Below are 11,004 nucleotides of genomic sequence, written 5' to 3'. Positions count from 1 at the left end.
GGAACGGCGCGACGACATCCACGAAGCTTTCCTTGGCCTCGCCACCTGTCTCATCACCCACCGCCACGTCCAACGCCTTTGTTAGGACCTCTAAGCGCCCCCCTGCTGGCCCTGGTGACCGGTGTCGCCTTCGGCCCCGTAGGACTCGACGTCATCGGCCTGCCCACCGTGGTGGACGGGCACAAGGAGCTGCACGAGGCCTGCCGCCTGCTCCTGGCCGTCTCAGTGATGGCCGTGGCCCTGCGTTACCGGTTCCGCGATGTGCGGGCACGAGCGAAACCCGTGGCACTCCTGCTGATCGTCGCGATGGCCGGGATGGCGCTGGTGACCACAGCGGTGTCGGCCGCCGCTCTTGGGGCCGGGCTGGGCGCGGCGGCGTTGTTGGGCGCGGCCCTGTGTCCCACGGATCCGGTACTGGCCTCCAGCGTCGTCACCGGAGGGCCCGCAGAAAAGACCATCACGGCGCGCACCCGGCAACTGCTCTCCCTGGAGTCGGGCGCCAACGACGGCCTCGCCCTGCCCCTGGTGCTTGCCGCGATCGCGATCGCCGGACCTCTGAGCGGTGGCGAGGCAGTGCTGGAGTCCCTCTGGCAGGTCGCAGGCGCCACGCTGCTGGGAGCGGCGACCGGCTGGCTGGGCGGCACAGTGCTGCGGGGCGCCGAAAAGCACCGCACCATGCAGCCGGGCCCGCTGCTCCTCTACACCCTGATGCTCGCCCTGCTGACGCTGGGCCTGTCAGGGCTGCTGCATGTCGACGGTGTGCTGGCCGTCTTCGTCGCCGGTCTGGTCTTCAACGCGACCAGCTCGATCGACGAACGAACGGCCGAGAACAAGATCGATGAGGCGATCAACCGGTTCGCCGTCCTGCCGCTGTTCGTGGTGTTCGGCGCCATGATCCCGTGGCGGGAGTGGGGCGACCTGGGATGGTGGCGCGGTCTGCTGCTGGTGCTGGGCGCGCTGCTGCTGCGCCGTATGCCGGTCGTGCTCGCCCTGAAGCGCCCGCTGTCCCTGACGTGGCGTGACGCGCTCTTCCTGGGCTGGTTCGGGCCCATCGGAGTCTCAGCCCTGTTCTACCTGACGATGGAGGCCCACCGGCTCGGCGCCGGTCCGCAGGTACTGGCCGCCGGGACACTGGTCATCGCCGCCAGCACCGTGGTACACGGCGTCACCACCACACCAGGACTGAAGGCCTACCGTACAGCGGACCAGCGGACGAAGGCCTCCGAAAGCGGCGCAGGGTGAGTTTGCCGCTGATGGTTCCAGGCCGCGTCCGGCCGGACACGACGGCGGTATGGCCGTATGCAGCCCGGCAGGATGTGCCGATACGCGCGAGCAGGGGCGCCGTGCGTACCACCGGGGACAGGGGATTCATCGACCCGCTCCTCGGACTCCTCTTCGGCGTAGCCCTGCCGCTGCTGGTGCACGGGCTGCCTTCCAGGGCCTCGAGCGCGTACTGCTCTACGGGAGACACCGGACCTCGAAGGCACAGACGCGGCTTGAGCTCCGCGTCCGTTTCCGGCCTGGACCGGCTTGGATCCTCGTCGGCATGCCTGAGCGTCACAGCCACTCGCCTGCCCGGACATGCTTGTATGCCGTACGGCCCCGTGGCTCTTACGCGTTGGGATCGGCCGCGCTGATGTTACCCAGCGCGGAGTCGGGGTCGCGTTCCTCGGCGAGGTCATCCAAGGCGATGATGCCGACCGGCTGCCCATTGTCGACGACCGGGAGCCTGTGCAGCGCTTCGGAACGCATCAGCTGCACCGCTCGGTCGATGTCGTCGTCGGGAGCTACGGTGACCAGTTCACTGCTGCACGCCTCACCCACGGTCCGGCCCGTCACGTCGCCGCCGTCGGCGAGGATGCGCATGGTCAGGTCCCGGTCGGTGCCCAGACCCCGCAGTCGGCCGTTGTCGATCACCAGTGCGGCACCGATGCTCTCATCCCGCATCACAGCGGCTACCTGCTGCACCCCAGTGCCGGGGCCCACTGCCAGGGGGCGGATGGTCATGACGTCACGCGCCTGCTGAGCCACCGCTTCTCCTTCTCCTGCAGTGCATCAGGAACGGGGCCTGGCCGGGCCCCGTTCTCACCGCATACCACCAGGTATGCGCAGCCTGCGCACATCGCGGGATTCTTCGCTCGCCCGGTCGCGTGCTGCCTGACCCGGCGCATCACATGACCATGCAAGGGAAAGCCGTCTTTCGTATTATTTGTACTTGTTTCACCCGTGCAGCGGGTGGGACGTGCACTGCGGCAAACAAGGTTCCGTCTCACCGGCAAGGCCGGTGCCTCCCTCTGCCAGGGCTGCGAGCGCTCTCCCGTTCACGCCTGCACTCCGGCGCCGCGTTATAGGGGGATCTGCCCGGTGATATCACCGTCAGGGCCGTCCAGGAGAGCGATGCGGGCGGTGATGCGTTTGCCGACCGGCTCCCGCTGGGCCTCGAATCCCTGAGCGACGGCCATCACGATCTCCAGCCCGTGCTGCCCCACCCGTCCGGCATCGGCCGCCCGCGCCACCGGCAGTACTGGATCGGAGTCCCACACCACCACCTCGACCAGGCCGCCGGCGCCGGTGATGCGCAAGTCCAGCAGCACCGGGCCGGGCGCGTACTTGCGGGCATTGGTGACCAGCTCACTGACCACCAGCTGGGTCAGGTCCATGGCTCGCTGAGAGACCGGCAGGCCGTGCTCGGCCTGTACACGGGTGAGGAAGCCCGCAGCCAGGTGGCGGGCCTGGGCGATGTCCGTGCCGTCACCGTCCAAAGCCACCGTGGTCTGTATGTCCTGCGCCTCCGGCGTGGTGCCGTCCTCATCCAAAGGCACTGATTCCATCCCCGCCACCTTCACTGCCCCGTTCACCCCCCCCGGCGCATACCCGCACCCCCGCGGTACACGCCCACACTCCTGCGCCGGTTCCGCACCAACGCACGAGCATCACCCGCATCGTGCAGGGCAGCACTCCCGGGTGAAGGTTTTGATGTGCAAGTATCACTCATATGTCTGAAGGGCAGAAGCAAATGACAGACGCCGGACAAGCCGAACAGTCGGGCTGGCTGTCAGTCGTGGCCGCCGCCACGGACGGTATCCGTGTGCTGACCCTGGCCGGGGAGCTCGACCACCACACCGGGGACCAGCTCAGGCAGGCCCTGGACGTCACCGGTACCGCCCGGCCCCGCATCGTGATCGATCTGGGTCAAGTCACCTTCATGGACTCCAGCGGCATCAACGTCCTCATAGCCGCCTACCAGAACGTCACACAGGCGGGCGGCTGGCTGCGTCTGGCCGCACCCACCGACTCCGTACTGCGGGTCCTGCAGCTCGTCGGCGTCGATGACCTCGTCGAGTGCCACCCCACCCTCCGCCAGGCCCTCACCCCCTGACCACTCGCGTTCCCTCGCTTCGCCCCAGACGGGGCAAGGCTGCCTGCACCATGCCGGCCTTTCCGGCCACTCGGGTCAGCGCGGTGGAGAGAGGCGCAGGCCTGCGGTGACGAGCTTGCGGACGGCGATCACGGTGGCGGCCGTCACGATGGCGTCCCAGCTCGGCTCACCCGCCAGCCGCAGCAGCCCTGCGGCGATGAGGAAGTCCAGCAGAACGGCCAAGCCGATCATCAGCCGTCTCGCCGCCACGAGCACCACCGCAGAGGCGACGAGCCCGAAGGCGGTGGCGGCGAGGGCGGCCAGGTGCAGAAGGGCGGTCACGCCGGCCCCGCCGGAGGACTGAAGTCGTCTGCCTCCTTGCGGCGCTCGCGCTCGATCTCGGCACGCTCATTGGCGATCTCCCGGCTGAGGAAGTAGTTCAGGGCCGTCCGGATCGCGGCGATCGCGGCGAGCTGTCCGATCTCGGTGAAACTCGGCGCGATAGCGGTGCGCAGCACATCCCCGGCCAGCTGGAACTCCAGGCCCAGTGCCAGGAACCGGCCCAGGGAGAGCCGGATCTTGTTGAACTCGCGGCCCACGCCGCCGCCGCGGATCCCTGCCAGGAGGAAGCGGCCGAACGCCCAGACGGCTCCCAGGAAGATGATCAGGGCCCCGGCCGCCTCCACCAGTCTCACCAGCAGGTCCACCACATCACGGAGCATGGACTCGGGCAGTACTTCCACCGACAGGGAAACGTTCATGGTCGGCCGGGTACCCCACCTGATCTAGCCGGCACGGCGGGCGGAATCGCCGAAGGCAATCGGCCACATCACCCCACAACCAAAAGGGCCTGAAGAGGAGCGGCGTCCTGCGCAGAGCGCCGGCGTATCTGACCGCAGCCACATACCACAGAGTTGCTGTGTAAATCCGCCTCCCTCCGAACGGGTAGGAACAGCGGGTCCACATCACAAAAACACCCGGCATCGAGAACCGGGAGTACACCAGCGTGCTCTTCTTCGGAAGGGAACGGATCCGTCCGGGGACGGCGCGAGTCGGTGTGGTTGGGCCACTCCGGAGAACCTGCGGTGCATGGCTCACGGACCGCGTGAACGCAGGTCCGTCGGCTGCTGCCACCATGCCTGTCCTGGGCAGCCGGATGGACGAAAAGCCGCGGCTCTTGAAAGCTTCCGCAGGCCACCGATCGGCGGCAGAGAAGTCGGAACGGTTCAGTGCTGAATAATAAAATGATCGTGTCGCTGCTTAAACCGTACCCAGTGGGCCAGGACACTGGTCACGCATGGCGGTCCGAACCCAGCCCCTCGTGCAGGTCGGACCGCGCCTCTCATCCGGCAAATCCGCCGGTACACCGGTGGCCCTGGGACGTCACGGCTCGATAGGGACCAGGGCCGCCGTTGTGTCCTACGGCTGGATGTTGAAGGTGACTGGCCCCGCCTTCTCGAATTCCATGGTGAACTTCACGAAGTCGCCGTCCCTGATCAGCTGGCGCACGTCCCGCAGCACCATGCGGGCCTTGCCCGGCTCGCGCTCCAGAGCTTGTTCGTCGGCAGGTCCACCCCGTCGGAAAGTACCTTGCCGCCGGAGTCGACGATGTTCACCGGGGCCGCGTTCGGCGCGCTGGCACCCACGAGCCTGTCGGCGTCGCCGCCCTTGTCGTGGAGCCACACGTAGGCGGGGACGTTGTCTCCTGGCTGCCATGGCTCGCCTCGCGGCTCAGCCACATGCGCGTACCGGATCATGGTGCCGCCGATGCGAGCGATGTTCCACCGAGGGCATGGCCTCGCGATGGGCCGCGCCGTAGGAGCGGAGCCTGCCGGCGACGATCACCCGCGGCACCGCACCGATCTTCTCCATCAACCTGCGGAAGAAGTGCCTGGCCGCGGCCCTGTCCCGGCAGTTCTGCACCAGGATGTCCAGCACGCAGCCGTTCTGGTCAACGGCTCGCCGCAGGCACCGTTGCTCACCGTTGATCTTGACGAAGGCCCTCTCCAGATGCCGCTTGTCACCAGGGCGGAGCTGCCGACGGCGCAGCGCGCTTGCGTACCGCTGCCCGAACGTGGCACACCAGCGGCGCACCGTCTCGTGGGAGACGACGATCCCACGCTCGAGCATCAGCTCCTCCACCTCGCGGAACGACAGCGGGAGGCGGAAGCACAGCCACACGCAAGGGGAGATGGCCTCGACCAGGTACCGGTGCCCTTGTACGACAGCGACGCGCTCCCCACGAACGATCCCTCCCGGCCCGGTCGACCAAAGATCATTCCACCGGCCGGCCAACGTGACAGCGCCTCTCCGGGCGTTCCCGGCGATGAACGGCTCACCCAGTGCCAAGGCCCGCCACCGCAGGCGCCGAGACGAGCACGGAGACTGGCACGCAGCCGCCCAAAGGAACCTGTTCGACCGCATGACCGGCCAGCTCTACCAGTGCCTCCAGCACCGCGCGCTTTTCGACGAGCACACGGCCTTCCCTCCACAAGTCGCCATGGTCGCTTGACGAGTCAAAGCCGTGAGATGTCCACCGCGAACTCAAGCACGGCCTGGGCCTGGACCACTTCGAGGCCGGTCCTGGCCCGGCCGGCACCACCACGTCACCCTCGTGACCGCCGCCCACGCGTTTCTCACCGAACAGCGTCTGGCCCCAGAAGCACCTGGACCGCACCCACCCCCTACCAGATCCTCGGCGCCCTCCAGAACATCTTGAGGTGCCGGACCGGCATCTGCGCCACCTGCGACCAGCCCCTGCCCAGCAGACCGCACACGACATCAAGACAAACCTGACGGAGTCCCATTAGGCTCCCGTGCCCATGGGGACGGGGGAGTCGGACAACGGTCGGCGGCCGCGGCGCGAGCGGCTGGGCAGGCGTCGTGGAGCCGTGGGGTTGCTGGCCGGAGCGGTGGGCCTGGTGGTTCTGGGAACCGTGTTCGTCGTTCTGCCGGGCGTCGTGGTCGACCACGATCTCGCCGGGGCGAGCGTCGCCCCGCAGGACCGATTGAAGGCGGTGAACGATGTCCGGACGGCTCTTCTGCAGGTGATCGGCGGCTTGGTGGTGCTCGTCGGCGCGTACGCCACCTGGCGGCAGCTGCGGATCAGCCAGGACAACCTGCGCCTCACCCAGGAGGGGTACATCACCGACCGGTTCAGCCGGGCGGTCGACCAGCTCGGCAGCGACAAGCTGGATGTGCGCATCGGCGGGTTCCACGCACTGTGGCGGATCGCGGAGCAGTCGGCCCGCGACCGCGAAGCCGTCATCTCCATCCAGGCCGCGTACCTGCGCACGCACCTGCCCTGGCCGCCCCGCGGGCCGGAGCAGCCGGCGGAGGACATGCCCATCAACGACATCGCGCCGCTGGAGGCCCGTGCCCCCGATGCCCAGGTGGCGCTGACCGGCCTCGGTGTGCTGTGCCAGCACCGCGAGCAGCGCTGGGTCAACCTCAGCGCCACCGACCTGCGTCGGGCCGACTGCGACGGGCTGTGGCTACCCGAGGTCAACCTCGACCGCGTCTGCATGGAGGCGGCAGGCCTCTACCACGCCAATCTGACCCAGACCTCCCTCGTCTCGGCCAACCTGCGGCACGCCGACCTGACGACCGCAATCCTGCGCCGGGGCCGCTGCGTCCTGACCGACCTGCGGGGTGCTCGACTCGTCGAAACCGACCTACGGAACGCTGACTTCACCGACGCCGACCTGCGCGAGGCGAACCTGCGCAAGGCCGACGCCGAGGGCACCGTCTTCCGCCGCGCCGACCTGCGCCTGGCCGACCTGCGCGGCACCGACCTGAGCACGGCCGACCTCGACCAGGCACAGCTGACCGGCGCCCTGGCCAGTCAACTCACCCGCTGGCCCGTCAGCTTCGACCACGCGGCTGCGGGAGTCGTCGTCACCGAGGACCCCGGCCCGGAGGTCCCGCCCCTGCTCCAGCCACCGGGGATAACGACACAGCACCCGCCCTTGCGGTCCATGCCGTGATCAGGGCGGTTCGGTGAGGACCCCGCTGTCTTCGAGAAACGGATCCTGGCCCGAGTTCTGCGGGGCGGCCACGCTGGGCACGCCAAGGACACGAGGAACGGGCCGTCTTTGAGCGTGCTCAGTTGAACTACACCGGTCGCCACTGCACTTGGCGGGTGTGATGGTCCCGTCGGTCGACGATTCCGGGCCTGCGGTGCTTGTCCGTGCGCGTACGCGGTCGTGTGTTCCCACGGCCTGCACCGGCTGCGGGATGCTGAGCGGGCGGTGCCACAGCCGTTACGTCAGAGGACTCGCCCATGCGTCGTCGGGTGACCGTCCGGTGTTGATCGAGCTGAGCGCGCGCCGTCTGTTCTGCGAGAACACCGCGTGCGTGAAGGCGACGTCCGCCGAGCGGGTGCCGGGGCTGACGGCGCACTCCCAGCGGCGCGCCCCTGCTCCGGCGGGTGGTCGAAGCTGTGGGGGCTGGTGGCGGGCCGGGGATGCCGCAGATCCTGAACGTCGCGTTCTCGCGGTGCACCGTCCCCTCGCAGCTGATGCGGATACCGCTGCCTGCCCCTCGTAGACCCCGGGCGCTGGGAGTGGACGGCTTCGCCCTCTGCGGCGACATCTACGGAGCCCTGTTGGCCGACGCCGCTACCCGGCCCCTGTTCACGCCGTGGGAGGGGCGGGACGCCGAACAGCTCAGCCGCTGGCTCTGTGAGCATCCCGGTGTCGGGCTCGTCTGCCGCGACGGCTCGCTGGCCCACCGGCAGGGAATCACCGACGGAGTCCCTGTGGCCGTGCAGGTCAGTGACCGCTTCCACCAGGGGTAGGGTCTGTCCCGCCGGGTCCGGGACATCGCCACCACCCACCGGGCATGGGTCTGACAGCCACCTCCCGACGAGTCGGCGATGGTGGGCGAGGACTGCGGCGAAGCCGGGGATGTGCTCAGGCCTTTGCCCGTGACACCGGGGCGCACGGCGGCAGCCCGACCACCGGGAGACAGCCCTCTCGATCACCCACCGGTATCGACCATGCTGGTGTGAGACCAAAGTGGCTCACCTGTGTCGTTGCAGGCTGAGCATTGTCGTCGAAGGCCGGCGGCCAGTAGGTTCATGCCACCGAGTCTGAGCGGAGGGCTGCTGGATGCTCACCTTGACGGCGGTCGCCGAGGACCCCCTTGTCCTGACCCGGCACTTGAGTCTGGACGACGGTTCGGAGGTCGTCTTCCGCCCGCTCACGTCCGCTGACGCGGCTCATCTGGCAGCCTTCTTGGAAGGGTTGTCCGCCGAATCGAGGCGGCTGAGTACGTTCGACGGATACGACCTCGGGGCTGCCCGGGAGCTGTGTGACGCGATCGCCCGTTACGACAAGCTCAGGCTGGTGCTCGAGGAGGTGCCGTCCGGCAGGGTCGTCGGCCTCCTGGAACTCAGCCTCGATCTCCACCCGTCGGACATCGCCCGCTACCGAAGAGCAGGCATCCAGCTGACGGCGACGGACTGTCGATTCGGCCCGACTCTCGCTGACGACTATCAGGGCAGGGGAGTGGGGACACAGGTCTTCCCCCTCGTCGCGGACGTCGCACGACGTTTCGGCAAAAAGAGAATCATCCTGTGGGGTGGTGTTCTCACCGACAACCCACGCGCCATTCGATACTACGAGAAACAGGCATTCCGAACCGTCGGCTCCTTCACCGGCGCGGACGGCACACAGGCACTCGACATGATCCTCGACCTCCATCCGCCACAGGGGCGGCATCAGTAGGACTCCGCCAGGTCTTTCCGCCGGTCTCGTCCGGGGCATGGCGGATGTGCGGACACGCACGAAGTGAACCGCGTACGGGCGAAGTCGGCGTTGTACGTGGCTGATGTGTCCGCATCGGCGCCGCGCAGGACCGGCGGGCTGAGGACGACCGCTCCCTGCGGGTACTGATGCTGGACTGCCGCCGCGAGCCGGTCCAGGCCATGGCTTCACGATTACCGGACGGCAACGAACAGAACCTGCGGCAGCTCGTGAACCGGTCCGCCCGGGGTCCCGTGCCGGTGCGGCGGTGGATCTGCGAGCGCATGCTGCCGCTCCTCGCTCCGACGGCCTGGCGGGATCGACGACGTGTCGGTGCCCGAGGAAGGGAGAGCGCCAGCCGCCGGGGTCCGCAGTACTGCGGAGCCCCGGGCGAACGCGCCAACTACCAGCTCGCGGTCAGCGTCCGTAACCGGCCGTTCGGCCGTCCGCGACGCCTACGGCCGCAGCAGGGTGACCAGCCGCCGACGGCCAGCCTTGCGAATCTGGGCCGGTGACCCGAACCGTTCCCGCAAAGCCGACACCGCCGGGTGCTGCAACCGCGGTCCAGAACCCGTTCCGGTGACGAGCGGATCGGGATGAGCAGGCCGTGAAGCCGACGCTCAAGCCCTTCATCACCGGGTCCGTCGATGATTCCGGGCCTGGTGGCACCCCCTCCGGATCATGAACAACAAGGGAGAAGCCATGCCGCACCCGAAGACCGGAGGATCCGTTGCGGAGCCACGAAGAAGGCAATGGGGGAGGGCCGCAACCGATTCAGTGGATGGGCAGGAAGTAACGCCGCTTCTCCTTCGCTTGAGCGCCCAGCCGGTCGTAGAACCTGATCGCGTCCTTGTTCCAAGGGGGAGTCTGCCACTGCACTTGGTCAAGTCCGAGTGCACGTGCTTCGTCCAGCACGGCATCCACCAGCATCCGGCCGACCCCCAGGCCCCGGTAGTGCTCCCGCAGGAAGAGGCAGTCCATGTGGAGGTACTCCGCACCGTCCCAAGTGGACACCTCAGGCGCGCACGAGGCGTACCCGATGATCTCGCCGTCGCCCAGCTCCGCGACGAAGCAGCGCAGCCGCCCAGCCGCGGAACCGAAGAGCAGCGCATCCAGCCGCCGGGACAGATCGGCAGGCGGCTGCCCCGCGTTCTCGTACGCCGCATGCTCAGCAGCCAGCAGGGCGATGTGCGAGAGATCGACGGGCCGTGCGTGCCGCACCCGCGGCATCCCGACAGCCGTCATCGAACCTCGCCTTCGAGTACGTCACCGCGCCACACGTCCAGCCGCTCCTCAAGCGCGCCGTCTCCGTCCAGCACGTGCCGGCTGAACGCGTCCCGCTCGTGAGCCAGTACCGCCGCTTCCCAGACGCACGGAGCAAGACCCGACCGGCCAGGCCGCAGCCGGCTGACATCACCCACCGGCCCGGTGAAGACAGCAAGGTCGGACATGTAACCCTCGATCCACGTGTGCACCAGAACGTAATCACCGTCACCACCGGCGTGCACCAGCAGCACAGCCAACCCGAGCGAGCCCCGCAGGTACGCCGACGACAGGTGATCGGCCGCGATCCGCACCGCTGCTTGTGCATCCTGGTCCGTCACGGTCCGGCCGGGCGCCTCGATCGCGTAAGACTTCACCGCGTGCCTGGCAACCTCGGAGCAACCCAGGGCGCGCACAGTCCGGGCATGGTGGCCATCGGCCAGCGCGCGCAACGCGTCGGTGCTGCCAGGTGCCGGAGACCGTCCAGATCGGACTTCAGTAAGATCCGTCATACGGTCATGATGCATGCTCGCCCACAGCAGCCACCATGGGCGGACGATCCGCACTGCCGCCTGGCCCGCGACTGCGAGACCCGCTGCCACCACTCGAAGTCCATGACTCAAGTCACGGTGGTCA

General features: G+C 68.3%; 15 protein-coding genes and 3 pseudogenes. 8 read left to right on the top strand and 10 right to left on the bottom strand.

From position 1 onward, the window contains the following. Positions 1 to 78: 78 nt before the first annotated feature. Entirely contained in the window at positions 79 to 1,242 is a 1,164-nt protein-coding gene (locus FHS37_RS36830; RefSeq protein WP_245005783.1) for a cation:proton antiporter domain-containing protein, read from the top strand. 369 nt (positions 1,243 to 1,611) lie between these two features. On the opposite strand, the gene FHS37_RS36825 is transcribed toward FHS37_RS36830, so the two are convergent. After that, positions 1,612 to 2,031 carry a CBS domain-containing protein gene (locus FHS37_RS36825; protein WP_184829355.1) on the bottom strand — a complete coding sequence of 140 codons (420 nt, stop codon included), beginning with the start codon at positions 2,029 to 2,031 and terminating at the stop codon, positions 1,612 to 1,614. A 314-nt stretch (positions 2,032 to 2,345) separates the two neighbouring features. Next, positions 2,346 to 2,831, bottom strand: a complete 486-nt coding sequence (locus tag FHS37_RS36820) for an ATP-binding protein (protein WP_184829354.1) — start codon at positions 2,829 to 2,831, stop codon at positions 2,346 to 2,348. A 185-nt stretch (positions 2,832 to 3,016) separates the two neighbouring features. On the opposite strand from FHS37_RS36820, the gene FHS37_RS36815 reads away from it, so the two are divergent. Next, positions 3,017 to 3,379, top strand: a complete 363-nt coding sequence (locus FHS37_RS36815; RefSeq protein WP_184829353.1) for an STAS domain-containing protein — start codon at positions 3,017 to 3,019, stop codon at positions 3,377 to 3,379. A 75-nt stretch (positions 3,380 to 3,454) separates the two neighbouring features. Here FHS37_RS36815 and FHS37_RS36810 read toward each other — a convergent pair whose 3' ends face one another. The 5 genes and pseudogenes from FHS37_RS36810 to FHS37_RS41245 all read right to left on the bottom strand — a co-directional run bounded on the left by FHS37_RS36810 (position 3,455) and on the right by FHS37_RS41245 (position 5,834). Continuing rightward, entirely contained in the window at positions 3,455 to 3,700 is a 246-nt protein-coding gene (locus FHS37_RS36810) for a DUF1622 domain-containing protein (protein ID WP_184829352.1), read from the bottom strand. Then, positions 3,697 to 4,119 (bottom strand): DUF1622 domain-containing protein, encoded by a 423-nt coding sequence (locus FHS37_RS36805; RefSeq protein WP_184829350.1) that lies wholly within the window; start codon positions 4,117 to 4,119, stop codon positions 3,697 to 3,699. Before FHS37_RS36805 ends, FHS37_RS36810 begins: the two co-directional genes overlap by 4 nt. A 735-nt stretch (positions 4,120 to 4,854) precedes the next feature. Then, positions 4,855 to 5,097 (bottom strand): hypothetical protein, encoded by a 243-nt coding sequence (locus FHS37_RS36800; protein WP_245005782.1) that lies wholly within the window; start codon positions 5,095 to 5,097, stop codon positions 4,855 to 4,857. Positions 5,098 to 5,101: 4 nt separating this feature from the next. Continuing rightward, positions 5,102 to 5,601, bottom strand: a pseudogene (locus tag FHS37_RS36795) (IS6 family transposase); the annotation flags it as partial. Between the two features lie 92 nt (positions 5,602 to 5,693). Then, positions 5,694 to 5,834, bottom strand: coding sequence for a hypothetical protein (locus FHS37_RS41245; protein ID WP_184829348.1), 141 nt, complete (start codon positions 5,832 to 5,834; stop codon positions 5,694 to 5,696). A gap of 58 nt (positions 5,835 to 5,892) precedes the next feature. On the opposite strand from FHS37_RS41245, the pseudogene FHS37_RS36785 reads away from it, so the two are divergent. From FHS37_RS36785 to FHS37_RS36760, 6 genes and pseudogenes are all read left to right on the top strand, one after another. After that, positions 5,893 to 6,077 (top strand): annotated as a pseudogene (locus FHS37_RS36785) (IS701 family transposase); the annotation flags it as partial. 103 nt (positions 6,078 to 6,180) lie between these two features. Then, a complete protein-coding gene (locus FHS37_RS36780; protein ID WP_184829346.1) occupies positions 6,181 to 7,344 on the top strand; it encodes a pentapeptide repeat-containing protein in 1,164 nt (387 codons plus the stop codon). Between the two features lie 160 nt (positions 7,345 to 7,504). Further along, positions 7,505 to 7,906 carry a transposase family protein gene (locus tag FHS37_RS36775; RefSeq protein WP_311136982.1) on the top strand — a complete coding sequence of 134 codons (402 nt, stop codon included), beginning with the start codon at positions 7,505 to 7,507 and terminating at the stop codon, positions 7,904 to 7,906. After that, positions 7,824 to 8,156, top strand: coding sequence for a hypothetical protein (locus tag FHS37_RS36770; protein WP_184829363.1), 333 nt, complete (start codon positions 7,824 to 7,826; stop codon positions 8,154 to 8,156). Before FHS37_RS36775 ends, FHS37_RS36770 begins: the two co-directional genes overlap by 83 nt. A gap of 313 nt (positions 8,157 to 8,469) precedes the next feature. Then, positions 8,470 to 9,087: a GNAT family N-acetyltransferase gene (locus tag FHS37_RS36765; protein WP_184829342.1), complete on the top strand. Its 618-nt coding sequence runs from the start codon at positions 8,470 to 8,472 to the stop codon at positions 9,085 to 9,087. A gap of 167 nt (positions 9,088 to 9,254) precedes the next feature. Continuing rightward, positions 9,255 to 9,620 (top strand): transposase, encoded by a 366-nt coding sequence (locus FHS37_RS36760; protein ID WP_184829357.1) that lies wholly within the window; start codon positions 9,255 to 9,257, stop codon positions 9,618 to 9,620. On the opposite strand, the pseudogene FHS37_RS41390 reads toward FHS37_RS36760, so the two are convergent. The 3 genes and pseudogenes from FHS37_RS41390 to FHS37_RS36745 form a co-directional block, all read right to left on the bottom strand. Continuing rightward, positions 9,564 to 9,721: pseudogene (locus FHS37_RS41390) on the bottom strand (IS110 family transposase); the annotation flags it as partial. The gene FHS37_RS36760 and the pseudogene FHS37_RS41390 sit on opposite strands and share 57 nt — an antisense overlap. A 158-nt stretch (positions 9,722 to 9,879) precedes the next feature. Next, positions 9,880 to 10,350 (bottom strand): GNAT family N-acetyltransferase, encoded by a 471-nt coding sequence (locus tag FHS37_RS36750; RefSeq protein ID WP_184829340.1) that lies wholly within the window; start codon positions 10,348 to 10,350, stop codon positions 9,880 to 9,882. Beyond that, complete coding sequence (locus FHS37_RS36745) at positions 10,347 to 10,880, bottom strand: hypothetical protein (protein WP_184829338.1); 534 nt, start codon at positions 10,878 to 10,880, stop codon at positions 10,347 to 10,349. Before FHS37_RS36745 ends, FHS37_RS36750 begins: the two co-directional genes overlap by 4 nt. Positions 10,881 to 11,004 lie beyond the last annotated feature (124 nt).

It is taken from the genome of Streptomyces griseomycini, from assembly GCF_014203535.1.
Lineage (GTDB): Bacteria > Actinomycetota > Actinomycetes > Streptomycetales > Streptomycetaceae > Streptomyces > Streptomyces griseomycini.
The sequence above is the reverse complement of the archived record's forward strand: the minus strand, read 5'-3'. Positions and strand labels throughout refer to the sequence as shown.

Excerpts from the sequence above, each read along its gene's own strand:
- FHS37_RS36820 (WP_184829354.1), bottom strand. The coding sequence starts at position 2,831 with ATGGAATCAGTGCCTTTGGATGAGGACGGCACCACGCCGGAGGCGCAG.
- FHS37_RS36815 (WP_184829353.1), top strand. The coding sequence starts at position 3,017 with ATGACAGACGCCGGACAAGCCGAACAGTCGGGCTGGCTGTCAGTCGTG.
- FHS37_RS36805 (WP_184829350.1), bottom strand. The coding sequence starts at position 4,119 with ATGAACGTTTCCCTGTCGGTGGAAGTACTGCCCGAGTCCATGCTCCGT.
- FHS37_RS36780 (WP_184829346.1), top strand. The coding sequence starts at position 6,181 with ATGGGGACGGGGGAGTCGGACAACGGTCGGCGGCCGCGGCGCGAGCGG.
- FHS37_RS36775 (WP_311136982.1), top strand. The coding sequence starts at position 7,505 with ATGGTCCCGTCGGTCGACGATTCCGGGCCTGCGGTGCTTGTCCGTGCG.
- FHS37_RS36770 (WP_184829363.1), top strand. The coding sequence starts at position 7,824 with ATGCCGCAGATCCTGAACGTCGCGTTCTCGCGGTGCACCGTCCCCTCG.
- FHS37_RS36765 (WP_184829342.1), top strand. The coding sequence starts at position 8,470 with ATGCTCACCTTGACGGCGGTCGCCGAGGACCCCCTTGTCCTGACCCGG.
- FHS37_RS36760 (WP_184829357.1), top strand. The coding sequence starts at position 9,255 with ATGCTGGACTGCCGCCGCGAGCCGGTCCAGGCCATGGCTTCACGATTA.
- FHS37_RS36750 (WP_184829340.1), bottom strand. The coding sequence starts at position 10,350 with ATGACGGCTGTCGGGATGCCGCGGGTGCGGCACGCACGGCCCGTCGAT.
- FHS37_RS36745 (WP_184829338.1), bottom strand. The coding sequence starts at position 10,880 with ATGACGGATCTTACTGAAGTCCGATCTGGACGGTCTCCGGCACCTGGC.